Origin of the sequence: Cellulosimicrobium sp. RS (genome assembly GCF_046159675.1) — a bacterium.
GTDB classification, from domain to species: domain Bacteria; phylum Actinomycetota; class Actinomycetes; order Actinomycetales; family Cellulomonadaceae; genus Cellulosimicrobium; species Cellulosimicrobium funkei.
In genome coordinates this window covers 264,473-288,529 of sequence record NZ_JBJXVU010000006.1, presented here as the reverse complement: position 1 = coordinate 288,529, position 24,057 = coordinate 264,473, and the positions used below count along the sequence as shown (strand labels likewise).

The following is a 24,057-nucleotide window of genomic DNA, read 5'->3' as shown; positions in this document are numbered from 1 at the left end:
CGGCTTCGCACGCTCGGCGCTGTGGCGCGGAACACGTCCGGTCCGTCCCTTCCGCTACGGGCCGTCGCACGTCGGCCTGCCTAGGATGCGAGCGTGTCCTCAACGCCGAGCACCATCCCGAACCCCGTCCCCGGGCCCCGCGCCGACGGCCCGCTGCGCGTCGTCGTCGCGCCCGACTCGTTCAAGGGCAGCCTGAGCGCCGCCGACGTCGCGCGCGCCGTCGCGACGGGCGTGCGCAGCGTCGTCCCCGACGCGGAGGTCGTCGAGCTCCCCATGGCCGACGGCGGCGAGGGCACGCTCGAGGCCCTGCTCGCCGTGTGGGGCGTCCCGGCCCGCGAGGTCGCCACGGTCGACGCGATCGGCCGTCCCCGCACCGCGCGGTACGGGGTCTCGGCCGACGGCCGCCTCGGCGTGGTCGAGCTCGCCGAGGCGAGCGGGCTGCCCCAGGTGAGCGACGTCGCGCTCCAGCCCCTGCACGCGCACACCCGCGGCACGGGTGCGGCGGCGGCCGCCGTGCTCGACGCGGGGGTCGACGAGGTGATCGTGTGCCTCGGCGGGTCGGCGTCCACCGACGGCGGCGCGGGCATCCTCACCGGCCTCGGCGCGCGGCTCCTCGACGCCGACGGTGCGCCCGTTCCCGACGGCGGGGAGGGCCTCGCGCGGGTCGCGCGGCTCGACCTGTCCGGCCTGCACCCGCGGGCGCGCGAGGTCCGCTGGCGCCTCGCGGTCGACGTCACCAACCCCCTGCACGGCGAGCGGGGCGCGGCACACGTGTTCGGACCGCAGAAGGGCGCCCAGCCGGCGGACGTGGCGTTCCTCGACGACGCGCTGCGGCGCTGGGCGGGAGTCCTCGCGCAGGAGACCGGCGTCGAGGTGGCTGAGCTCGCGGGTGCGGGCGCCGCGGGCGGCGTGCCCTCGGGCATGGTCGGCGTCCTCGGCGCCGAGCTCGAGCCGGGCGCGCGCCTCGTCGCCGAGGCGGTCGGGCTGCCCGCTGCCATCCGCGCCGCCGACCTCGTCGTCACGGGCGAGGGGTCGTTCGACTCGCAGTCCGTCAACGGGAAGGTCGCGGACGCGATGGGCGCCCTCGCGGCGGAGGCACCGCACCGGCCTCCGGTCGTCGTGCTCGCGGGCCGGGTGCTGCTGCCCGCCCACCAGGCGCGCGAGGCCGGGATCGCCGCGGCGTTCAGCATCGCGCCCGGGCCCATCGCGCTCGACGAGCTGCTCGACCGCACGGCGTCCCGCCTCGTCGACCTCGCGGCGACCGTCACGAGCCTGCACGTCGCGTCGCGGCGCTGACCGGCGCGTCCCTCGCCGCTGCCCTCGGCCGGCTCCCGGGGGACGGTGCCGCCGTCAGCGCTTCGGCCAGGCCCACGCGGGCTGGTCGAGGAGCCCCTCGCGCCCGGCGACCGTCGTCTCGCCGAACGGTGACCGCACGAGCTCGACCTCCACGAGCTCGTCCGCGCCGGACAGGTCCGCCGGGCCCGACGCGGCCGCGTCGCGCAGCGCCTCGACGAGCGGCGGCGCGTGCGTGACGACCACGACCTGCGTCTCGCGGCCCGCCGCGTGCACGAGCGCGCCGAGCGCGGGCAGGAGGTCGGGGTGCAGGCTCGTCTCCGGCTCGTTGAGCACGAGGAGCTCGGGCGGTCGCGGCGAGAGCAGCGCGGCGACGAGGAACAGGTAGCGCAGCGTCCCGTCGCTGAGCTCGGCGCCGGTGAGCGGCCGGAGCAGCCCGTCCTGGTGGAAGGCGACCTCGAACCGGCCGTCGTCGGCGTGCACCGCGAGCCGGCTGCCGGGGAAGGCGCGGGCGACGGCGTCGTCCAGCTCGTCGCCGCGCCCCAGGTCGCGCACGGTCTCCAGCGCCGCGGCGAGGTCCGCGCCGTCGTGCGCAAGGACGGGCGTGCGGGTGCCGAGCTGCGGCGAGCGCGCCGGGGCGTCGGCGTCGGTGCGCAGCTGGTCGTAGAAGCGCCACGACCGCAGGCGCTCGCGCACCGCGACGACCTCCGGCGCGCCCACCGGGTCGACGAGCTCGGTGAGCACGCTGTCGAAGGGCCGCAGGCGTGCGGGCGAGGACTGCCAGCGGCCCGCGTCGTCGCGCACGCGGACGGCCGGTCCGCGCCGCTCGACCTGGAGCGTCGCGGGCCGCGGGACGGGCCCCGACCAGACGGTCTCGACCTTGATCTCCGGGTCGAGGGCGAACGCCGACCCCGGGTGCTGCGGCAGTCCGAGGTCCACCGCGTAGCCCAGGTCGTCCGGCGTGGCCCCCGCGAACCCGAGGCGCAGCGCGACGGGCGCCGTCCGGCGCATGCCCTGGACCGGGCCGCCCGCGCGCGCGGCCCGTCCGCCCTGCTCGGGCCCGGCCCAGAGCGTCGACCGCAGGCCGCCTTCGCGGGCCACCGCGCCGACGGCGCCGCCGAGCGCGCACCCGGACAGCAGACGCAGCGCGCGGTACAGGCTCGACTTGCCCGTCCCGTTCGCCCCGGTCACGACCGTGAGCCGCCCGAGCGGCAGCACGAGGCTCCGCAGCGAGCGGTAGCCCTCCACCGCGATCGTCGCGAGCATCGGTCACCTCCCGCCCGGCACGCTACGCGCCGGGTCCCACGCGGCGGCGCGGGCCCCGGCGCGGTGCGCGTCGAGGCGGCGTCGGGCCGCGTGGCGCGTCAGTCGGTGATCGCGAACGCGTCGATCTCGACGAGCATCTCCTCGCGCGGCAGACCCGTGAACACCGTGGTGCGGCTGGGGAGCACGCCCTTCGTGGTGTGCTGCGCGACGAACGCGCCGTAGGCGTCGTTCATGATCGGGAAGTCCTCGCGCTTCGTGAGGTACACGCGGAGCATGACGACGTCGTCGAACGTGGCGCCGGACGCCTCGACGATGGCGCGCACGTTCTCGAGCGTGCGTGTGGTCTGCGCCGCGACGTCGCCGGGGTAGAGGTACTCGTTCGTCGCCGGGTCGACGGGCCCCTGGCCCGATACCTGGACGAACGGTCCCTTGCGCACGCCCTGGTGGAACGTGTGCGCGGGGGCCGGGGCGTCGGGGGTGGAGATCGCGGTCTTCTCGGTGGTCATGCGGGGTCCTCTCGGAGCGTCTGGGTGTCTGGGACTCGTGCGGGGTCGTGCGGGTCGTCGGGGTGGGTCAGAGGTCGATCGTCGCGAGGTCCACGACCTCGTCGCCCCGCACGACGGCGGCGACGCGCCACCGGTCGAACGTCGTGCAGGGGTGGGAGATGCCGAAGCCGACGACGTCGCCCGGGCGGACCTGGGCGGTGGCGGGACCGCCGACCTGCCCGCCGCCGGCCTCGTCCGCGTCCAGCGCGAGGTAGAGGTGCTGGTCGTTGAGCGCGGTGACACGGGTGCCGGCGAGCTCGCGCGGGGCGAGCCAGCCGTCGTCGGACTGCGAGCGCAGCCAGAGCGCGACGGGCAGGTCGATGTCGAACGAGACGTCGCGCCGGCCGATGCCGCAGACCGCGAGCCCGGGCTCCGGGACGGAGAGCACCTGGCCCCAGACGGTCGCGGCGGCGCGCAGCGGCTCCGCGCCGGGGATGCGGCTCCACGGGTCGGTGCGCGAGTAGAAGCCGTGGTCGTGCGTCACGTACGCGCCCGAGCGCACGACGACGCGGACCTCGACCTCGCGCCCGTCCGCGCCGGGGACCGGGCCGGGGAGCCCGGCGAGCACGACGTCGAGGAACGTGCTGCCGCCCGCCGACAGCACGAGCGGCTCGTCGACGCCCGCGAGACCCTCGCGCACGAACGCGGCGCCGAGCTCGCGCAGCCCGTCGCACCAGGCGCCGACGGCGGCGAGCTCGTCGGCGGTCGTGCCGCCCGCGACCGAGCCCTCGTACCCCGTCGCGCCGAGCAGGCGCAGGCCCGACGCGCGGACCGCGCGCGCGAGGTCGAGCGCCGCGGCGGTGCTGCGGACGCCGGTGCGCCCGCCGGGGACGCCGAGCTCGACGAGCACGCCGAGGCGCGCGCGGACGGCCGTCGGGGCGTCGGCGAACCCGCGGGCGAGCAGGTCGACCCCGTGCGGCGAGTCGACGCACAGCCACACCTCGTCGTCGCCTCCCGCGGCCTCGGCGCGCGCCAGGTCGTCGCGCAGCGACGCGATCTCGCGCGGGTCGAGCAGCTCGTTGGCGAGCAGCACGCGCGGCACGCCCCAGTCGCGCACCGTGCGCAGCTGGGACGGCGTCGCGACCGTCGCGCCCCACGCCCCGGCCGCGGCCTGGCGCGCGTAGAGCGCGCGCGACATCGTCGTCTTCACGTGCGGCGCGTGCTCGACCCCGCGCTCGGCGCACACGCGCGCGACGGTGCCGACGTTGTGGTCGAGCGCCGCGTCGTCGAGCGTGAGCAGCGGCCAGGAGAACGCGTCGTCGGTGACGCGCGGCGAGCCCGCGAGCACGTCCGCGACGGTGGTCCCGGCCGGGAGCCGCAGCCCCTTGGTCCGGGGCCCGACGACGTCGCGCGCCCAGGGGCGGTCGGGTGCGGGCCGCGCGGCGTCGTGCGTCGTGCCGGTCATGGGGTCCTCCTCGGGGACGGGGCTCTCGTGGACGGGTGCAGGGGGCGGCTCACGCCGCCGGGGCGCCCGGGCGCAGCGGGCGGCCCGGGAGCGCGCCGGTGAGCGCGCCGTCGCGCAGGACGCGCACGCCCGCGACGAGCACGTCGTCCACGCCCGACGCCGGTCGGCGCGGGTCCTCGTACGTCGCCTCGTCGCGCACGCGGTCGGGGTCGACGAGCGCGAGGTCCGCGACCGCCCCCGGGACGACCGCACCGCGCCCGGCGAGCCCGAAGCGCGCGGCGGGCCGCGCGGACAGGTGCGTGACGGCGTCGTGCCACGTCCAGTCCCCGAGCGTACGCACGTGCTCGGCGAGGAAGCGCGCGAACGCGCCCCAGCCGCGCGGGTGGGGGCGGCCGCCGCCCCCGACCGGTGCGTAGATCGCGTCGGACCCGCCGACGTGCGCCCGGTGGCGCAGCAGGGCGCGGACGGACTCGGGGGAGTTCGTGGGCGGCTGGGCGAACACGCATGACGCGCGCAGCCGCGTCGCGACGAGCAGCCGCACCGCGGTCTCGGCGGGGGACAGCCCCAGGCGCGCGGCGACGTCGGGCAACGTCATGCCCTCCGTCCACGACAGGTCCTCGGCCGGGCCCGGCGCGGCCCCGGCGAGGGGGCCGGTCGGGACCGCGGCCATCGTCACGCGCGGCCACAGGTCGGCCAGGTGCGGGAAGTGCTCGCGGTGCAGGCGCTCGAGCACCGCGGGGTCGGAGAGCGCCGCGACGGTCGCGTCGACGTCCGCGATGGGGAGCCACGTCGGCAGCGACACCATCGACAGGATCGAGCAGCCGCGCAGGTACGGGTACGAGTCGAACGTGACGTCCAGGCCCGCGGCGTGCGCGTCGTCGACGTACCCCAGCAGCTCCGCGGCCGGGCCGTGGTAGTGCGAGACGTGCGTCGCGACCCCGGACGCGCGCGCCACGCGCACGAGCTCCGCGAAGGCCGGGCCGGCCCGGTCCTCGTAGCCGCGCATGTGGGACACGTGCGGCACGCCGCGGGCTGCGAGCACGCGCGCGAGCGCGACGAGCTCGGCCTCGTCGGCGTACGTCGCGGGGACGTACTCGAGGCCGGTCGACAGACCGAGCGCGCCGTCGTCGAGCGCCGAGGCGAGCAGTACGAGCATCCGGTCCGTCTCGGCGGGCGTCGCGGGGCGCGCGGCGGCGCCGAGCACCGCGTAGCGGATCGTGCCGTGCGGGGCGAGGTAGCCCACGTTGACGCGGGTCGTGCCGTCGTACGTGGCGAGGAGGTCGGCGACGGACCCGCCGCGGAACGTCGGGTGCTCGCCGTTGATCGCCGCGAAGTACCCGCTCGCCCAGGCGGCGGCGTCGTGCAGGCCCGACGCCGCGGGCCCGCCGTCGGCGTCCGGGCGCGGCGAGGGCGCGTAGGACACCCCGTCCTGCCCGACGACGACGCTCGTCACGCCCTGGCGCAGCATCGCGAGCTGCACGTCGTCGTCGAGCACGGCGGCCTCCCCGTGCACGTGCGCGTCGACGAACCCGGGCAGCAGGAGCCGGCCGTCCGCGTCCAGCACGTCGGCGCCCGCCGGAGCGGTACCGGCCGCGGGCGCGACGCCCTCGACCCGGCCCGCGCGCACGGTGACGTCGACGGGGGAGGAGGGGCCGCCGTCGGGCTCGACGAGGCGCGCCCCGCGCACCACGAGGGCGCTCATGCCGGGCCGCCCGCGTCCTCGTCGCGACCCTCGACCCAGCCGCCGACGCCGCGCAGGCCGCCCGCGGCGAGCTCCTCGGCGCGGTCGCGCGGCCAGCCCGCGACCCCGGGCCGGGTCTGCCACGGGTGCGGCCCGTCGAGCGGCCGGTACTCCACTCCGGCCGCGTCGAGGCGCGGCAGGTGGTGCGCGACGAGGCGCTCGCGGAACGCGCGCGCCGCGGGGGACCCGGGGGAGCGGTCGGCCTCGGGGGACCACATGACCTCGGCGAACGCCGCGAGGCGCGGGAACGCGGCGTAGTCGACGCGGCGCGCGGAGTCGAGGTGCTCGGACCAGAGCTCCGCCTGCCCGCCGAGCAGCGCGCCCGGCGCGGGGTCCGTGGCGCGACCGCCCGCCGTGCCGCGCGCGGCACCCGCGAGCTCGGCCGGCAGGGGCTCGAACGCGTACACGTCGTCGAGCGTGGTGAGGAACCCGACCGGCACGGGCTCGTCCGGGGTGTCGCCGCCGCGGTGGTCGAGGTACACGACCTGCTCGGGCGCCATGACGACGTCGTGGCCCGCCGCGAGCGCGTCCGCGCCCACGGCCCAGCCGCGCCACGACGTCACGACGACGCCGCGCGGGAGCGCGGGGCCGAACGCCTCGTCCCACACGACCGCCCGCCGACCGCGGGACGCGACGTGCTCGGCGAGCCGCGCGAGGAACCAGCCGTGCAGCCCGCCGACGTCGTCGAGCCCGAGCGCCTGCGCGCGCGCGACGATCGCGGGGTTCTCGCGCCACAGCGTGGTGGGCACCTCGTCGCCGCCGATCGCGACGAACGGCGCGTCGAAGATCTCCAGCACCTCGTCGAGCACGTGCCGGAAGAACGTCAGCGACTCCTCCGACGGGTCGAGCACCTCGGTGCTCACGCCCCACGTGGTGCGGACCTCGTGCGGCCGCTTGCGCGTGCCGAGCTCCGGGTACGCGGCGACGGCGGCCTCCACGTGCCCCGGCGCGTCGATCTCCGGGACCACGGTGACGCCGCGCTCGCGCGCGTACGCGACGATCTCGCGCAGGTCGTCCTGCGTGTAGAAGCCGCCGTGCGGACGGCCGTCGGCGACGCCGGCGCGCCAGGTGCCGAGCCCGGACTCGCGCCGCCACGCGCCCACCTCGGTGAGCCGGGGGTAGCGCGCGATCTCGACGCGCCACCCCTGGTCGTCCGTGAGGTGGAGCTGGAGCACGTTGAGCCGGTGCGCGGCGGCGAGGTCGACGAACCGCAGGACGTCGGCCTTCGGCAGGAAGTGGCGCGCGACGTCGAGCAGCACGCCACGCCACGCGAACCGCGGGTGGTCGGTGACCGCGACGTGGGGGAGCGCGAGCGTCGCGCGACCGCCCGCGCCCGTCACGGTGGGGGCGCGGCGGAACGCGGCGGGGCCGGCGAGCTGGCGCAGGGTCTGGGCCGCGGCGTGCGCGCCGTCGAGGTCGGCCGCACCGACCCGGACGCCGTCGTCGCCGACGACGAGGCGGTAGCCCGACGGCGGGAGGTCGTCGTCGACCGCGAAGACCACGGACGGGGTGCCGTCGGTGGGCGCGGTGCCCGCCGGGGCGGGCACGAGGTCCAGGCCGAACGCGTCCTCGGTGACGCGCCGCCACCAGCGCGCCGCCCGGTGCAGGGCGGGGTCCGCGACGACGGTCGTCCCGTCCGCGACGACGGTCGTCCCGGCGCCGGGCTCGAGCGTCACCGGGGCGGGGAGGATCCCGGCGGGGTCCGCCGTGGACGAGGTGGGCACCTTTTGGAAGGACACCGAACGAGCCTAGCGGGCCCGCGGGGGCGTTCCTACCCGGCTGTGGACGAGTGGGACAGCGCTGCCGCAAGCGTGCGTTCGCGGCCGGGAGGATCACGCAAGCCGCTTGCGGCCGGACGTATAGTCGACGGCATGTCGAGACGTCTGGCGGAGGTCGCCACCAAGGTCGGTGTCAGCGAGGCCACCGTGAGCCGCGTGCTCAACGGGAAGCCCGGCGTCTCGCAGGCCACGCGGGACGCGGTGCTCACGGCGCTCGACGTGCTCGGCTACGAACGGCCCACCAAGCTGCGCGGGGAGCGCGGCCGGCTCGTGGGGCTCGTGCTCCCGGAGCTCGTCAACCCCATCTTCCCGGCGTTCGCCGAGGTCATCGGGGGCGCGCTCGCGCAGCAGGGGTTCACCCCGGTGCTGTGCACGCGCACGGCGGGCGGCGTGACGGAGGCCGAGTACATCGACCTGCTCCTGGGGCAGCACGTGTCGGGCGTGATCTTCGCGGGCGGCTTCTACGCCGAGCGCCAGGCCGACCACGCGCACTTCCGCCGGCTCGAGAAGCTCGGCCTGCCCGTCGTGCTGATGAACGCGTCCGTCGAGGACCTCGACTTCCCGCGCGTCTCGTGCGACGACCTCGTCGCGATGAACCAGGCGCTCGGCCACGTGCTGTCCCTCGGCCACGAGAGGGTCGGCCTGCTCCTCGGCCCGGCCGACCACGTACCGTCCGAGCGCAAGCTCGCTGCCGCGCAGGCCTTCGCCGAGCGGCACGGCCACGCGCTGGACCCGGCGCTCGTCGTGCACAGCCAGTACTCGCTCGAGAGCGGTCAGGCCGCCGCGAACCGGCTCCTCGAGGCCGGCGCGACGGCGATCGTGTGCGCGAGCGACCCCCTCGCGCTCGGCGCGGTCCGCGCCGTCCGCCGCGCGGGGCTCGACGTGCCCGCCGACGTCTCCGTCGTCGGCTACGACGACTCGAACCTCATGAACTCGACGGACCCCGCGCTGACGACCGTGCGCCAGCCCATCGAGCCGATGGGTCGCGCGGCCGTCGACCTGCTCGCCGGCATGATCGCGGGCGCCGACGTCTCCCGCGACGAGCTGCTCTTCGAGCCAGAGCTCGTCGTGCGCGGCTCGACGGCCGCCGCACGCACGACGGGTCGTGACGCGACGGTCGCCTGACCGCACCCTCTTCCTCCTGGGCCCCGGCCCGGCCGCCTCGTGCGCGCCGGGCCGGGGCCCTCGTCGTCTGCCCTGCGGCGGGGCAGGTCTCGCCTCTGGCTGACCGCCGTCGCGGTCTGGACACGTCGAGATAGTTTTCAATAACGCTGCTGTCAGGTTCTTGCGCTCATTCTGTCGACTAGTTACTGTCATGCCCGACGGCGCGGTCGGCACCCGGTGCACGACGGCCGTCCCGGGACCATCCCGGGACCATCCCGGGACCATCCCGGACTGCATCGAACGCCGTGCGCCGACCGACGGGGCGACCGCCCCGACCACCGGCCACGCACTCACGGAAGAGGACGCGGTGAGCAACGACCACCCCCGAGCCGCCGACGGCGCGCCCACCCCCGACGCGGCCCCCGCGGCGGCGGCACGGCCGGCGGCCTCGTCGCCCGACTGGTGGCGCAGCGCCGTGATCTACCAGGTGTACGTGCGCAGCTTCGCGGACGGGAACGGCGACGGGACCGGTGACCTCGCAGGCGTGCGCCAGCGCCTCGGCTACCTGCGCGACCTCGGCGTCGACGCGATCTGGTTCACCCCCTGGTACGTGTCCCCGCTCGCGGACGGCGGCTACGACGTCGCCGACTACCGCGCGATCGACCCGCAGTTCGGCACGCTCGCCGAGGCCGAGCAGCTCATCGCGGAGGCCCGCGCGCTCGGCATCCGCACGATCGTCGACGTCGTCCCGAACCACGTCTCGTCCGAGCACGAGTGGTTCCGCGCGGCCCTCGCGGCCGGGCCCGGGTCGCCCGAGCGCGAGCGCTTCTGGTTCCACCCGGGCCGGGGCGAGGACGGCTCGCAGGTCCCGACGCACTGGGTCTCGGAGTTTCCAGGGCGGCACGTGGACGCGCACGACGAACCCCGACGGCACGCCCGGCGAGTGGTACCTCCACGTGTTCGCGCCCGAGCAGCCCGACCTCAACTGGGACCACCCCGACGTGCGCCGCGAGCACGAGGACATCCTGCGGTTCTGGTTCGACCGCGGCGCCGCGGGCATCCGCATCGACTCGGCGGCGCAGCTCGTCAAGGACCCGGCGCTGCCCGAGGTCCCGGACCACCCCGGCCCCGGCGAGCACCCGCACGTCGACCGCGACGAGCTCCACGACATCTACCGCGGCTGGCGCGCCGTCGCCGACGCGTACGACGAGCCGCGCGTGCTCGTGGGCGAGGTCTGGCTCGCGGACCGGGAGCGGTTCGCCCGGTACCTGCGCCCGGACGAGATGCACACGGCGTTCAACTTCGACTTCATGGCCCGCCCGTGGGACGCGAAGGCGCTGCGCGAATCGGTCCAGACCACGCTCGACGCGCACGCGCCGGTCGCCGCCCCCGCGACCTGGGTCCTGTCCAACCACGACGTGACCCGACCCGTGACGCGCTACGGACGCGAGGACAGCTCGTTCGCGTTCGCCACCAAGCGGTTCGGCACGCCGACGGACCTCGCTACCGGGCGGCGTCGGGCCCGCGCGGCCGCGCTGCTCTCCGCCGCGCTGCCCGGCTCGCTGTACCTCTACCAGGGCGACGAGCTCGGCCTGCCCGAGGTGGAGGACCTCCCGCCCGACGCGATCCAGGACCCGATGCACGCGCGGTCCGGCGGCGTCGACCCGGGCCGCGACGGCTGCCGCGTCCCGCTCCCGTGGACGCGCGGCGGCACGAGCCACGGCTTCGGGCCCGACGGCGGGGCGCAGCCCTGGCTGCCCCAGCCGCGCGGCTGGGGCGAGCTCTCCGTCGAGGCGCAGACCGGCGACGAGACCTCGGTGCTCACGCTCTACCGGCGCGTCCTCGCGACCCGCCGGGCCGAGCCCGCGCTCCGGGCCGGCGGGTTCCGCTGGCTGGACTCCCTCGGCGGGGTCGTGCTCGGCGACGACGTGCTCGCCTTCGTCCGCGAGGCCCCCCACGACGGCGACGGGCGCGCGGTCGCGTGCGTCGTCAACCTCGGGCCCGACGACGTCCCGCTCCCCGCGGACGCCGAGGTCCTCCTGCGCAGCGACGCGCCCGGGAGCGCGCCCCGCGCGAGCGACGCGCCGGGCGCGGCGCGCCTGCCCACCGACACCGCCGTCTGGCTCCGGGCCTGACCGCGGCGACCGCCACGAGAACCCGGGCCGCGGGGCCCCGGCCCCCCGACCCGCACCCGCTACCCAGCACCCCGTAACCCACCCAGCACCACCGGAACCCAGGAGTGACGATGAAGTCCACACGTCAGGCGACCGCCCTCACCCTCGCGGGGGCGCTCGCGTTCAGCACGCTCGCCGCGTGCTCGAGCGGCGGCTCGGGCAGCGACGACGAGAGCAGCGGCTCGGGCGGCGACGGGAAGGTCACCCTCAAGGTGGTGTCCCTCCTGCCGGGCTCCGAGCAGGAGGCGATCGACGCCTTCAACGCGCAGGTCGAGGAGTTCGAGGCCGCGAACCCGGACATCGACGTGCAGCCGGAGGAGTACGAGTGGAAGGCGACGACGTTCGCCCCACAGCTCGCCGGCGGCACGCTGCCCGACGTCTTCGAGATCCCCTTCACCGACGCCAAGACGCTCGTCGAGAACGGTCAGCTCGCCGACCTCGACGAGCAGTTCCGGACCCTGCCGTACGCCGACAAGTTCAACCCGGCGATCCTCGAGGCCGGGACGGGCTCCGACGGCCACGTCTACGCGATCCCCGCGAAGAACGTGTACGGCGTGGGCCTGCACTACAACCGGGAGCTGTTCGAGTCCGCCGGCCTCGACCCCGACCAGCCGCCGACCACGTGGGACGAGGTCCGTGAGGACGCGAAGAAGATCGCGGACGCCAACCCGGGCGTGGCGGGCTACATGCAGATGTCGCAGAACAACACGGGCGGCTGGCAGCTCACGGTCAACACGTTCGCGCGCGGCGGCCGGACGCAGGAGGTCGCCGACGACGGCACCGCCACGTCGACGCTCACGAACGACGGCACCAAGGAAGCGCTCGAGTGGCTCCAGGCCATGCGCTGGGAGGACAACTCCCTCGGGAGCAACTTCCTCCTCGACTGGGGGACCATGAACCAGGCGTTCGCCGCGGGCCAGGTCGCCATGTACACGTCGGGCTCGGACGTCTTCACGTCGCTCGTCCAGACGAACGCGATCGACCCCCCCACCTACGGCCTCGCGGCGCTGCCGCTCGAGGGCGACGACGCGGGCGTCCTCACCGGCGGCACGCTCGCCGCGATGCCGGCGGACGTGGACGAGGCGAAGAAGGAGGCCGCGATCAAGTGGATCGACTTCTTCTACCTCGGCAAGCTCGTCGACGAGAAGCGCGCCGTCGCCGACGCCGAGACGCTCGTCGCGAACGACCAGCCCGTCGGCACCCCGGTCCTGCCGATGTTCTCCCCGGAGCAGTACCAGCAGAACCAGGAGTGGATCAAGGACTACATCAACGTCCCGCTCGACCAGATGACGAGCTACACGGACACGATGTTCGACCTGCCGCTCGTGGGTGAGCCGTCGCAGAAGACGCAGGAGATCTACGCCCTGCTCGACCCCGTCGTCCAGGCCGTCCTCACCGACGAGAACGCCGACGTGGACGCGCTGCTGGAGCAGGCGAACACCGAGGCGCAGGCCCTGCTCGACCAGGGCTGACGCCCGTCGGGGCGCGCGGGCACCGTCCGCGCGTCCCGGCCCGCAGACCCGGGTCGGCCGGCGGCACCCCCTGCCGGCCGACCCGTACCCCGCCGGTGCCCGACGGCGCGACGCACCTCGCGTCGTCGGGCACCTCCCACCGCACCGAAGGACGTCCGCCCGTGACCGCCACCACCGCCCCGCCGCGACGGGGACCCGCCTCGCACGCGCGGGCCGACCGCGGCGGCCGACGCCGCAGCCCCGTGACGTGGTTCCGCGGCGGCGGCCTGAGCAACCTCGTGTTCCTGCTCCCGCTGATCGTGATCTTCGGCGTCTTCTCGTGGTTCCCGATCGTGCGCGCGGTGATCATGAGCTTCCAGGAGACGAACCTCGTGAGCGACCCGACGTTCGTCGGGCTGGACAACTTCCGCCAGGTGCTCAGCGACCCGCTCCTGGGCAAGGCCGTGAAGAACACGCTCTACTTCGCGTTCCTCGCACTGCTCTTCGGCTACCCGATCCCGCTCGTCGCCGCGGTGCTCATGCGCGAGGTCCGCCGGGCGCGCGGGCTGTACTCCGCGCTCGCGTACCTGCCGGTCGTCGTGCCGCCGGTCGTCGCGGTGCTGCTGTGGAAGTTCTTCTACAACGGCAGCCCGACGGGCGTGTTCAACACGATCCTCGGCTGGGTCGGGCTCGGCCCGTACCCGTGGCTCCAGGACGCCTCGACCGCGATGCCCTCGCTCGTGCTCGCGGCCACGTGGGCCGGCGCGGGCGGGACGATCATCATCTACCTCGCGGCGCTCACGAGCGTGCCGCCCGAGCTCTACGACGCGTCCGAGGTCGACGGCGCCGGGCTGTGGCGCAAGATCTGGCACGTCACGCTGCCCGCGCTGCGCGGCGTCCTGTTCATCACCCTGATCCTCCAGGTGATCGGCACGGCGCAGGTCTTCCTCGAGCCCTACCTCTTCACCGGGGGCGGGCCGAACAACGCGACCCTGACGATCCTGCTGCTCATCTACCGCTACGCCTTCCAGAACAGCCTGGGCGGCGACTACGGGGCCGCGACCGCGCTGTCGATCATGCTCGCCGCCGTCCTCGCCGTCTTCTCGGTCCTCTACTTCCGGCTCACCCGGTCCTGGAGCACGTCATGACCCTCTCGCCCACCGACAACCCGAGCGAGATCGGCGTCGTCTCGCAGGACTCCGCGGCGGCTACGGACGCCGCCGACGACCCGGCGGGCACCGCTCGCCGCGCCGCGGAGGCGAGCCGCACCCGTCGCGAGGCGGACCGCCGTCGGCTGCGCGCGCGCCGCCGGAAGGTGCTCGACGGCGTCGAGGACCGCGGCGCGCTCTCCGAGGCGGACTGGCGCCGCCCGTCGGTGCGGTGGGGGATGGGCACGACCCACGTCCTGCTGCTCGTGGTCCTCGTCGTCGCGGGCCTCGGGCCGATGCTGCTGCTCGCGAAGTACGCCGTCACCCCGACGCAGGACATCCTGCGCACGCCGATGGCCGTCTTCCCGAACGGCATCGCGTGGGACAACCTCGACAAGGCCTGGAACGACGTCCAGGTCAGCCGGTACTTCCTCAACACGATCTGGCTCGCGGTCGGGTCGTGGGCGTCGCAGATCCTCGTCGCGACGACGGGCGGCTACGCGCTGTCCGTGCTGCGGCCGCGGTACGGGAAGGTCGTGCAGGCGCTCGTGCTGTCGACGATGTTCGTGCCCGCGATCGTCCTGCTCGTCCCGCTGTACCTGACGATCCTCGACCCGCCGCTGCTGGGGCGCTCGCTCATCAACAGCTTCTGGGCCGTGTGGCTGCCCGCGGGCGCGAGCGCGTTCAACGTGCTGCTCGTCCAGCGGTTCTTCGACAGCCTCCCGCGCGAGGTGTTCGAGGCCGCGCGCATGGACGGCGCCGGGCCGTACCGGCTGTTCTGGTCGGTCGTGCTGCCGATGTCGCGCCCGATCGTCGGCGTCGTCTCGGTGTTCGCGGTCATCGCGGCCTGGAAGGACTTCCTCTGGCCGCTGCTCGTCCTCAAGGACCCGGCGATCCAGCCGCTGTCCGTGCGCCTGCCGTCCATCGAGGCGTCGACCGACCTCGGCGTCTTCCTCGCGGCCCTCGCGATCTCGACCCTCATCCCCGTCGGCCTGTTCCTCGTCTTCCAGCGCATGTTCCTCCAGGGCGCCGGCCTGGGAGGAGCGGTCAAGGGCTGAAACCCGGTACGTCGCCGAACACGACTTTGGTGTCGTTATCCCGCGGATAACGACACCAAAGTCGTACTCGACCGCGCGCAGGGTCGTGCTCGACGGCGCACGCGGCCCGGACGGTCAGGTCGCCTCAGCCGCGGCCGCGGGGCTGCATCGCGCGCAGGACGGCGTCGTGGACGTCGGTGTTGCGCTGCGCGCCCGCGAGGCGCGCGGCGCCCGGGCCCTGCGCCGTGATCGGCGTCGCCTCGCCCGTGTGGCCGCCGGTCGTCCAGTCGACCGTGAACTGCAGGTCGGAGCCCGCGAGGTCGAACGGGCCGTCCTCGGCCGTCGCGCCCTCGCCGCCCTCGTCGTCGGGGTCGACGTTCTCGATCGCGAGCCCGCCCGTCGCGTGGTCGCCCACGACGAGCACGAGCGTGTCCCGGTTCCGCTTCTGGAAGTCGAGCGCCAGCGCGACGGTCTCGTCGAGCGCCTGCCCGGCCTGGATCGTGCGCGTCGCGTTGGAGCGGTGCGCGAACTCGTCCACGCCCTCCTCCTCGACGAGCAGGAAGAACCCGTCGCGATCGCGCGACAGCACGTCGAGCGCCTTGGCCGTCATGTCGACGAGCGGCACCTCCGGCTCGTAGAGGTCGCCCTCGCCCTCGTTGCGCTGCTCGAACATCTCCTCGTTCGCGAACAGGCCGAGCAGCTTGCGCCCGCGCGCGTCCGCGAGCCCCTCGGCGTCGCTCACGTACGTGTAGCCGAGGTCCTGCGCGCGCTCGACCAGGTTCCCCTTCGTCCCCTTGCTCTGCTCGGTCGGGTCCTTGGCGGGGTTGTCCTCCCACGCGCCGGGGTCGCCCGCCGGGTACCACCAGTCCTCGCCGCCGCCGAGGACGACGTCGGGCCGTGAGCCCTCGAGGAGCTGGCGCGCGATCTCGCTCTGGTCGCCCCGGTCGGGCACGTGCGCGCCGAACGCCGCCGGTGTCGCGTCGGTGACCTGCGCCGTCGTGACGAGTCCGGTGGCCTTGCCCGCGCCCCGGGCCGCCTCGAGGAGCGTCGGGACCGGGTTGCCGTCGACGTCGACGCCCACCGCCCCGTTGTACGTCCGGACCCCCGACGCGAACGCCGTGGCGCCCGCCGCGGAGTCCGTGACGGCCTCCTCGGGGTCGGCCGAGTCCGTCGTGGTCCACCCGGCGTGCTCGAGCGAGTCCATCGCGAGCTGCCCGTCCTTGCCCACCGTCGCGAGCCGGATCAGCTCGCGGTGCGAGAGCCCGAGCCCGTCGCCCTGGATGAAGATGACGTTGCGGGCGCGGTCGTTCCCGTGGCCCTGGCCGCCGCCGCGGTCGCCGCCCCGGTCGTCGCCGCGCTCGCCACCGCCGCCGAGCGGCAGGAGCATCACGAGCGCCGCGGCGGCCGCGACCCCCGTCGTCCCCGCGCTGAACCGTCCTCGTCGTGCCTGCATGAGACTCCCCTTTCCCACCGGCGCCGGCTCCGGTGCCGGCACGGCCGCCGCGGACGGGGTCGCCGTCGTCGCGGGGCACGCCCGACGGCGTCGGTGCCGTCGGGACGTTCCCCACGCTAGGCAGGGGCGGGGGACTGGCAAGCCGGGCCGGGGTGCGGGGCGGTCACCAGCGGTTGTGGACCTCCTCGGCCCAGCCGACGAGCCCGTCGAACCGCACCGGCGCGGGCGGGGTGCCGCCCGCACCCGGCGCGGCCGGCGGCGTGAACGTGCCCGACCAGTGCCCGAAGCACTGGTCGGTCGACGACGAGACGACCCCGAGGTGCGTGCGCGTGACCTTGGTGTGGAAGGGCACGAACGTCGCGTCGAGGCCGCCGCCGGTGACGCGCCACGGCCGGTCCGGGTCGGCGAGGTCGTAGTCCCACACGAGCTCGTCGGGGAGGTGGTGGAGGCGCCCGTCGACGAGGACCGCGTTCTCGGTCGATCCCGTGCCGACCGTCCAGCGGCCGCCCACCTGGATCCCGACGACCCGGCCGTGGCTCTCGCCCGAGCCCGCGCCCCAGTTCCACCGGACGTCGTACGGCCAGCGGCCGCGCCCGTGGTCGAGCACGGCCCACGACGACCCGGCCGGCACGTCGACCGTCCGGCCGTCGACCCACAGCGTCCCGTGCGCCGGGCGGGCCACGTCCTTGACCGTGTACTGGAACCGCGTGTCGCTCCACGGGACCACCACCGCGAGCCGCTCGTGACCCGGCGGCAGCGTGGCGACGACGTCGAACGAGACGTCGCGCGTGCGCGCCCGCAGGCGCGTGCCGCCGTCGACCTCGTCGAGGTCGATCGCGAGGTTCCTCGCCCGGGCGCGCGCCGGGCCGTCGCCCAGCGTGCCGGGGAGCTCGACGCCGCGCGCCGGCGCCACGGTCGCGGCGGCACCCCACGTCCGGCCCGACTCCCGGTCCAGGACCCACACCTCGTGCACCGCGGCGTAGTCGATCGAGGAGACGGTGAGGGCGAGGACGTGCGTCGGGGTGGTGACGCCCCAGTACTCCCAGCGCTTGTTCCGGCCGAACCGGCGCGGGCCGCCCGCCCCGCGGCGCCCGATCGCGTCGGTGTCGACGAGGGGCTGGCGGGCCCAGCCGACGGCCCGGCGGTCGAGGCGGCCGTCGGGGCGCGTGAGCGGCACGCGCTCGGTGATCTCCGGGAGCGGCACGGCTCCACCTCCACGTGGTCGGCTCGGGCGGCTCGTGCGCGGGCGTCGGTGCCCGCGGCGCGGCCCGAGGGACGAGCGGCCCGAGTCTAGGGTGCGACCGGCCTCGCGAGGGACGAGGTGACACTCTGTCCCGTCAATGTCACGTCCGAGGTGCCCGCTTCCGGACGAGCGGGCTCAGGAGCGGGTGCCATGATCGGGAGCATGCCCCCGTTCTCCCCCCAGGACGTCACTGCCGACACGGGCCGGGCCGCCGAGCCTGTCGAGCCCGTCGAGCCCGCCGCCACCCCCGCGAGCACCGTCGACCCCGGCCCTGCGCCCGACCTGCGCCCGTACGACGCGCTGCTGCTGTACTCGTTCGGCGGGCCCAACAAGCCCGAGGACGTCGTGCCGTTCCTGCGCAACGTCACCGCGGGCAAGGGCATCCCGGACTCCCGCCTCGAGGAGGTCGGCGAGCACTACTACGGCTTCGGCGGCAAGAGCCCCATCAACGAGCAGAACCTCGCGCTCAAGGCGGCGCTCGAGGCCGAGCTCGCGCGCCGCGGCGTCGAGCTGCCCGTCGTGTGGGGCAACCGCAACTGGGAGCCGTACACGACCGACGCGATCGACGAGCTCGAGGCGCTGGGCGCGAAGAACGCCGTCGCGCTCGTGACGTCCGCGTACTCGTCGTACTCGGGCTGCCGCCAGTACCGCGAGGACCTCGCGGTCGTGCTCGACGGGCGCGGCCAGCTCGGCCCCGACGGCTCCACGGGCGTGCAGTTCGACAAGGTGCGCTCCTACTTCAACCACCCGGGCTTCGCGCAGGCGAACGTCGACGCGGTGCTCGACGGCTACGCGGCGCTCGCGGACAAGGGCGGCGACGGCGCGGCCGCGCGGCTCGTGTTCGTCACGCACTCCATCCCGGACACGATGGAGGCGGCGTCGCGCATCTCGTTCGCGACGTACTCCGAGCAGCACCTCGACCTCGCGCGCGTCATCGCCGCGGAGGTCTCGGCGCGCCTGGGCCACGACGTCGCGTGGGACCTCGCGTACTGCTCGCGGTCCGGCCCGCCGAGCCAGCCGTGGCTCGAGCCCGACGTGAACGACCACCTGGAGGCCCTCGCGCAGGACGGCGTCCGCGACGTCGTCCTCTCGCCGATCGGCTTCGTCTCCGACCACATGGAGGTCGCGTACGACCTCGACACCGAGGCGATGGAGACCGCGACGGGGCTCGGGATGACCGCCGTCCGCGCAGGCACCGTGAGCACGCGCGAGCCGTTCGTGCGCGGCCTCGTGGACCTGCTCGTCGAGCGCGCGGCGCTCGCGCGCGGCGAGGACGTCGCGCAGGCCACGGTCGGCGCGCTCCCGGCGTTCCGCTCGGTGTGCGCGCCGGGCTGCTGCCTGCGCCGCGACGGCGAGCCGAGCGGCGTCCCGGCGCTGTGCAGCACGGACATCCACAGCTGAACCCCGGCGGACACCCCGCACGGACCCGAGAGGAACCCCGATGAACGACGCCGCGCGCGTGCCCGCGGACCACGAGCAGATCAACACCACCATCCGCTACGCGATGTGGTCCGTCTTCGCGACGGCGGCGCCCCTGCCCGCCGACGCGGACGAGCGCGCGGGCCTCGTGGCCGACGCGCTGGCCGCCGTCGGCGGCGGTGACGACCCGTCCGCGACGGACGGCGACCTCGTCGTGCGCGGCTGGTACGACGTCGCGGGCCTGCGCTCGGACGCCGACCTCATGGTGTGGTGGCACGGCCCGACGGTCGAGTCGGTGCAGCGCGCCTACCAGCACCTGCGCGCGAGCGGCCTGGGCGCGCACCTCGAGCCCGTGTGGTCGAACGTGGCGCTGCACCGCCCGGCGGAGTTCAACCGGGGGCACGTGCCCGCGTTCCTCGCGGGCGAGGAGCCGCGCGACTACCTGTCGGTCTACCCGTTCGTGCGCTCGTACGACTGGTACCTCCTGCCCGACGCCGAGCGCCGCACCATGCTGCGCGACCACGGCCTCGCGGCGAAGGACTACCCGGACGTGCGGGCCAACACGGTCGCGTCGTTCGCGCTCGGCGACTACGAGTGGATCCTCGCGTTCGAGGCCGACGAGCTGCACCGCATCGTCGACCTCATGCGCGAGCTGCGCGCGACCGAGGCGCGCCGCCACGTGCGCGAGGAGGTCCCGTTCTTCACGGGCCCGCGCACGACGCTCGCCGACTGGGCGGACCGCCAGCCCCTGGCCTGAGCCCCACCCACCCACTCAACCCAACCGCCCGCCCGCCCGCCCGGCAGGCCCGGCCCCGCCCCGGGCCTGCGGCCGAGAACGACTCTGGTGTCGGTATCTCCGCGATACCGACACCAGAGTCGTTCTCGGCGGGGAGCAGAGTCGTTCTCGTCGGCGAGCAGCGTCGTTCTCGGCGGGGGAGCGGCGACGCTCCCAAGGTGCTCAGCATGCTGAGTGATGTCAGGCTGGAGGTATGACCACCGCAGCCGCCGTCCCCGCGGGAAGCGTCCGCGCCCCCGCTCCCTCCGATCGGGTCCGCCAGGTCGTCGTCCTCGTCGGCTCGCTCGTCGCGGCCGGCGCCGCCGCGTACGGCGCGGGCGCCTTCGGCGGCACGTCCGTCGAGCAGACCGCCGGCGGAGCGCTGTCCTCGACCGCGACGCCCGTCGCGCCCGACAACCCGGCGTTCCGCATCTGGTCCGTCATCTACCTGGGCCTCTTCGCGTTCGCCGTCTACCAGGTGCTGCCGCGGCACGCGACGAGCCCCCGCCTGCGCGCGACCGCGTGGTGGGTCCTGGTGTCCATGGTCCTCAACGCCGCGTGGATCGGCGTCGTGCAGGCCGGGTGGGTGCCGCTCAGCGTCGTCGTCATCGCGGCGCTGCTCGCCGTCAACGCCGTGGTCGTCGTGCGGCTCGTGCGCCGTCGGCCCGAGTCGGCGGCGCAGGCCGTCGTGCTCGACGGGACGATGGGCCTGTACACCGGCTGGGTGAGCGTCGCGACGCTCGCGAACGTCGCCGCGGCGCTCACCGACGCGGGCGTCGGCGAGCTCGGCCTCGGCGCGACGGGCTGGTCGGTCGTGCTCGTCGCGGCGGCCGCCGCCCTCTCGGTCGCGTGGGCGGCGTTCGCCGCCGGTCGCCGCGCGGTCGTGCTCGGCATCGGCCTCGCGATGTCGTGGGGCCTCGCGTGGATCGCCGTCGGGCGGTTCCAGGGCGAGCTCGTGAACCCCACCGTCGCCTGGGCCGCCGTCGCAGCATCCGCGATCGCCCTCCTGTCGGCGCTCCTGGCGACAACCCGCCACCCACGCCCCTGATCACCCGCCGAGCACGGGATCCGCGACCGGATCGAGCCCAGGACGGTCGCGGACCCCGTGCTCGGCGGGGCCGAGCGTGGTCCGTCAGGGGTAGAGGCCTCGGATCTGGTGGGCCTCTGCTACGCGCTGGACGCCGATGACGAGCGCTGCGTCGCGCAGGCTCAGGTCCTCTCGGCGCGCGAGACCCGCGACCTCCTCGTAGGCGTGGAGCATGCGGTGCTCGAGCTTGTCGCCGATCTCCTCCGCGGTCCACCAGTACGCCTGGTTCGCCTGGACCCACTCGAAGTAGGAGACGACGACGCCGCCCGCGTTCGCGAGCACGTCCGGCACCACGGTCACGCCGTTCTTCGCGAGCACGCGGTCGCCCTCGGCGGTCGTCGGGCCGTTGGCGCCCTCGACGACCCAGCGCGCGCGCACGGTGCGAGCGGTGTCGCCGTCGAGCACGCCCTCTACCGCGGCCGGGACGAGCACGTCGACGTCGAGCGCGAGCAGCGCGTCGTTGTCCACCGGGTCGGCCCGGTCGAAGCCCACGACGCTCCCCGTCGCGGCGACGTGCTCGACCAGGGCGCGCACGTCGAGACCGTCCGGGGCGTGCACCCCGCCGTACTGGTCGGAGACCGCCACGACGCGGGCCCCGCGGGCCGCGAAGATCGCGGCCGCGTGCGACCCGACCTTGCCGAAGCCCTGGATGGCGACGCGCACGTCGGACAGCGGCACGCCCGCCTCCTCGAGCGCCGCGGCGGTGACGTGCACGACCCCGGCGCTCGTCGCCGTCGTGCGGCCGAGCGACCCGCCCACGGTGATGGGCTTGCCCGTCACGACGGCCGGGATCGTGTAGCCCTGGTTGACGGAGTAGGTGTCCATGACCCACGCCATGGTCCGCTCGCTCGTGCCCATGTCGGGCGCCATGATGTCCCGCTCGGGCCCGATGACCGGCATGATCTCCGACGTGTAGCGGCGCGTCACGCGCTCGAGCTCGGCGTCGGAGTAGGAGCGCGGGTCGATCGCGACGCCGCCCTTCGCGCCGCCGTACGGCAGGTCCACGAGGGCGCACTTCCACGTCATCCACATGGCGAGCGCGCGGACCTCGTCGATGTCGACGCTCGGCGCGTACCGCAGGCCGCCCTTGCCCGGACCGCGCGACACGTTGTGCTGCACGCGGTAGCCGTGGAACAGGACGGTGCGGCCGTCGTCGCGCCGCAGCGGCACGGCCACGTTCACCTCGCGGCGCGGGGTCGCGAGCATCTCGTGCAGGCCGTCGTCGTAGCCGAGGAAGCGGACCGCGCCGGCGAGCTGCGCGTGCGCGGTGTCGAGCGCGGACGCCGGGGCGCCGGCGTCGGGGGAGCGGCGCGTGCCGCGGGGGAGATCGGTGCTGTCGGTGGGGGTGGGGCCGTCGCTCGTGGTGGCGGGCGGCACGGACGTCGTCGTCACGGTTCCTCCGGTTCGAGGTTCTCCTCGGTGCCGCGGGGGTGTGCGGCACCGAGGGTCACGCTACCCCCGGCGCGGTCGCTCGCCCCTCACGCGCCCCGGCGGTGCCCGAGGGCGTCGACCGCCGCGAGCTCGTCGGCGGTGAGGGAGAACCCGGTGACCCGGAAGTTCGCCTCGATGCGCTCCGGCGTCACGGACTTCGGGATGACGACGAACCCGTGGTCGAGGTGCCAGCGCAGCACGACCTGCGCGGGGGTGACGCCGTGCGCGGCCGCGACCTCGGCGAGCACCGGCGCGTCGAGGTCGGTGCGCTTGAACGGGCTGTACCCCTCGAGCACGACGCCGCGCTGCGCGAGCTCGTGCACGACCCGGTGGTCGTAGTCGGCCGGGCTCCACGGGATCTGGTCGACGGCGGGCGTCTCGCCGACCTGCTCGGACAGCACGTCGACCTGCTCGACCGAGTAGTTGCTCACCCCGATCGAGCGCACCTTGCCCTCGTCGCGCAGCTCGACGAACCGCTCCCACACCCACGGCGACGCCTCGCCCGCCGGCGGCCAGTGGATGAGCCACAGGTCCACGTGGTCCGTGCCGAGGTCGCGCAGCGACGCCTCGAGAGTCTCGCGCTCGCGGCCCGCGGCGTCCGGCGGGAGCTTGGTCGTGACGAACACGTCGGCGCGGTCGACGGAGGAGTCGGCGAGCGCGCGCCCCACCTGCGCCTCGTTGCCGTAGCCCGTCGCGGTGTCGACGTGCCGGTAGCCCACGTCGAGCGCGTGGCGCACGGCGCGGTAGGCGTCGTCGCCCTCGGACTGCCAGGTGCCGAGACCGAGCAGGGGCATCGGGCCGCCGGGCAGCTCGACCGTGGGGACGGGGGCGGGGTCTGTGGAGGTCATGCCGTCAGTCTCCGTGCCCGACGCCGTCCCTCGCCACCGCGGGCGCGCTCGGCACCGCGGGCCCGCCCGCCGTCGCGCGGGCGGGAACGGTCAGCGCCGCGTGCGGCGCCGGTACTGGGCCGGGGTCTCGCCCGCGAGGCGCGCGAACGTGCGCGTGAACGACGGCTGGTCGTAGAACCCGCTCGCCGCCGCGACGTCGCCGATCGACACGGCGCTCCCCGCGAGCAGGCGTGTCGCGTGGTCGACCCGGGTGCGCAGCACGAGCTGGCGCGGCGTCACGCCGTACACGCGCCGCACGCGCCGGTCGAGGACCGCGGGCGTGCACCCCGCCGCCTCGGCGAGCCGCGCCGTCGTCCAGCGCGCCCCGAGGTCCGCCTCGACCGCGGCGACGAGCGCGGCGAGGGAGTCCATCGTCGCGTCGTCCGCCGCGCCCGCCCGCAGGTCGTGCGAGACCGAGACGATCCCCACGAGGTGACCGGCGTCGTCGTGCACGGGGAGCTTGGAGGTGAGGAACCAGCCCGACGTGCCGCCGAGCCGCCGGATGCGCTCGAGCTCGCCGCGCAGCGCGCGCCCGCGCAGCACCTCGGCGTCCTGCTGCTCGTAGCGCTCGGCGAGCTGTGCGACGAACAGGTCGCGCGCGCGTCGGCCCAGCACCGCGCGGCGCGAGCGCTCGTTCGTCCGCGCGACGAACACCGGGTTGACCGCGACGTACCGGCCCGTGACGTCCTTCGCGCAGAACATCGTGTCCGGCAGCTCGTCCATGAGCGCGACCATGGCGGGGCTGAGGGCGGCGAGGAGCGCCATGCCCTCGGGCCACAGGTTGTCGCGGACGGGTGCCATGTCGCCCCGGATCGTACAA

18 protein-coding genes and 1 pseudogene are annotated in these 24,057 nt (G+C 75.3%); 9 read left to right on the top strand and 10 right to left on the bottom strand.

Going from position 1 to position 24,057, the window contains the following annotated elements; all coding sequences use genetic code 11:
• Nucleotides 1-93: 93 nt before the first annotated feature.
• Nucleotides 94-1,296, top strand: coding sequence for a glycerate kinase (locus tag ACI769_RS11625; protein ID WP_409141614.1), 1,203 nt, complete (start codon nt 94-96; stop codon nt 1,294-1,296).
• Nucleotides 1,297-1,350: 54 nt separating this feature from the next.
• On the opposite strand, the gene ACI769_RS11620 is transcribed toward ACI769_RS11625, so the two are convergent.
• The 5 genes from ACI769_RS11620 to ACI769_RS11600 all read right to left on the bottom strand — a co-directional run bounded on the left by ACI769_RS11620 (nt 1,351) and on the right by ACI769_RS11600 (nt 7,989).
• Nucleotides 1,351-2,559, bottom strand: coding sequence for an AAA family ATPase (locus ACI769_RS11620; protein WP_409141613.1), 1,209 nt, complete (start codon nt 2,557-2,559; stop codon nt 1,351-1,353).
• A gap of 98 nt (nt 2,560-2,657) precedes the next feature.
• The gene (locus tag ACI769_RS11615; RefSeq protein WP_021483739.1) at nt 2,658-3,065 is read right to left on the bottom strand and encodes a RidA family protein; all 408 of its coding nucleotides are present in this window, start codon (nt 3,063-3,065) and stop codon (nt 2,658-2,660) included.
• Nucleotides 3,066-3,132: 67 nt separating this feature from the next.
• Nucleotides 3,133-4,509: an alanine racemase gene (locus ACI769_RS11610; RefSeq protein WP_085387490.1), complete on the bottom strand. Its 1,377-nt coding sequence runs from the start codon at nt 4,507-4,509 to the stop codon at nt 3,133-3,135.
• Between the two features lie 49 nt (nt 4,510-4,558).
• Entirely contained in the window at nt 4,559-6,211 is a 1,653-nt protein-coding gene (locus ACI769_RS11605) for an amidohydrolase family protein (protein ID WP_137281157.1), read from the bottom strand.
• Complete coding sequence (locus ACI769_RS11600) at nt 6,208-7,989, bottom strand: beta-N-acetylhexosaminidase (protein WP_391516180.1); 1,782 nt, start codon at nt 7,987-7,989, stop codon at nt 6,208-6,210. Before ACI769_RS11600 ends, ACI769_RS11605 begins: the two co-directional genes overlap by 4 nt.
• Before the next feature lie 132 nt (nt 7,990-8,121).
• On the opposite strand from ACI769_RS11600, the gene ACI769_RS11595 reads away from it, so the two are divergent.
• From ACI769_RS11595 to ACI769_RS11575, 5 genes and pseudogenes are all read left to right on the top strand, one after another.
• Nucleotides 8,122-9,153: a LacI family DNA-binding transcriptional regulator gene (locus ACI769_RS11595; protein WP_043658239.1), complete on the top strand. Its 1,032-nt coding sequence runs from the start codon at nt 8,122-8,124 to the stop codon at nt 9,151-9,153.
• A gap of 454 nt (nt 9,154-9,607) precedes the next feature.
• Nucleotides 9,608-11,267 (top strand): annotated as a pseudogene (locus ACI769_RS11590) (glycoside hydrolase family 13 protein).
• Between the two features lie 110 nt (nt 11,268-11,377).
• On the top strand, nt 11,378-12,778 hold the full coding sequence (locus tag ACI769_RS11585; protein WP_409141612.1) for an ABC transporter substrate-binding protein: 1,401 nt from the start codon (nt 11,378-11,380) through the stop codon (nt 12,776-12,778).
• A gap of 161 nt (nt 12,779-12,939) precedes the next feature.
• The gene (locus ACI769_RS11580; protein ID WP_170982177.1) at nt 12,940-13,905 is read left to right on the top strand and encodes a carbohydrate ABC transporter permease; all 966 of its coding nucleotides are present in this window, start codon (nt 12,940-12,942) and stop codon (nt 13,903-13,905) included.
• Nucleotides 13,902-14,963 carry a carbohydrate ABC transporter permease gene (locus ACI769_RS11575; RefSeq protein ID WP_255179421.1) on the top strand — a complete coding sequence of 354 codons (1,062 nt, stop codon included), beginning with the start codon at nt 13,902-13,904 and terminating at the stop codon, nt 14,961-14,963. Before ACI769_RS11580 ends, ACI769_RS11575 begins: the two co-directional genes overlap by 4 nt.
• 124 nt (nt 14,964-15,087) lie before the next feature.
• Here the strand turns inward: ACI769_RS11575 and ACI769_RS11570 are convergent, their stop codons facing one another.
• The gene (locus tag ACI769_RS11570; RefSeq protein WP_085387496.1) at nt 15,088-16,395 is read right to left on the bottom strand and encodes an alkaline phosphatase; all 1,308 of its coding nucleotides are present in this window, start codon (nt 16,393-16,395) and stop codon (nt 15,088-15,090) included.
• 163 nt (nt 16,396-16,558) lie between these two features.
• The gene (locus tag ACI769_RS11565) at nt 16,559-17,599 is read right to left on the bottom strand and encodes a DUF2804 domain-containing protein (RefSeq protein ID WP_409141611.1); all 1,041 of its coding nucleotides are present in this window, start codon (nt 17,597-17,599) and stop codon (nt 16,559-16,561) included.
• Between the two features lie 201 nt (nt 17,600-17,800).
• Here ACI769_RS11565 and ACI769_RS11560 point away from each other — a divergent pair, with 201 nt between their 5' ends.
• The 3 genes from ACI769_RS11560 to ACI769_RS11550 all read left to right on the top strand — a co-directional run bounded on the left by ACI769_RS11560 (nt 17,801) and on the right by ACI769_RS11550 (nt 20,880).
• Entirely contained in the window at nt 17,801-19,039 is a 1,239-nt protein-coding gene (locus tag ACI769_RS11560) for a ferrochelatase (protein ID WP_114553513.1), read from the top strand.
• Nucleotides 19,040-19,079: 40 nt separating this feature from the next.
• Nucleotides 19,080-19,814 (top strand): hydrogen peroxide-dependent heme synthase, encoded by a 735-nt coding sequence (gene hemQ / locus ACI769_RS11555; RefSeq protein ID WP_061267467.1) that lies wholly within the window; start codon nt 19,080-19,082, stop codon nt 19,812-19,814.
• A 232-nt stretch (nt 19,815-20,046) separates the two neighbouring features.
• Entirely contained in the window at nt 20,047-20,880 is an 834-nt protein-coding gene (locus tag ACI769_RS11550) for a tryptophan-rich sensory protein (RefSeq protein WP_137281163.1), read from the top strand.
• 84 nt (nt 20,881-20,964) lie between these two features.
• On the opposite strand, the gene ACI769_RS11545 is transcribed toward ACI769_RS11550, so the two are convergent.
• The 3 genes from ACI769_RS11545 to ACI769_RS11535 form a co-directional block, all read right to left on the bottom strand.
• Nucleotides 20,965-22,311, bottom strand: coding sequence for a Glu/Leu/Phe/Val dehydrogenase (locus ACI769_RS11545; protein ID WP_249355976.1), 1,347 nt, complete (start codon nt 22,309-22,311; stop codon nt 20,965-20,967).
• Nucleotides 22,312-22,397: 86 nt separating this feature from the next.
• Entirely contained in the window at nt 22,398-23,198 is an 801-nt protein-coding gene (locus tag ACI769_RS11540; RefSeq protein ID WP_144722735.1) for an aldo/keto reductase, read from the bottom strand.
• A gap of 90 nt (nt 23,199-23,288) precedes the next feature.
• Nucleotides 23,289-24,038 (bottom strand): AraC family transcriptional regulator, encoded by a 750-nt coding sequence (locus ACI769_RS11535; RefSeq protein WP_076405902.1) that lies wholly within the window; start codon nt 24,036-24,038, stop codon nt 23,289-23,291.
• Nucleotides 24,039-24,057: the final 19 nt, after the last annotated feature.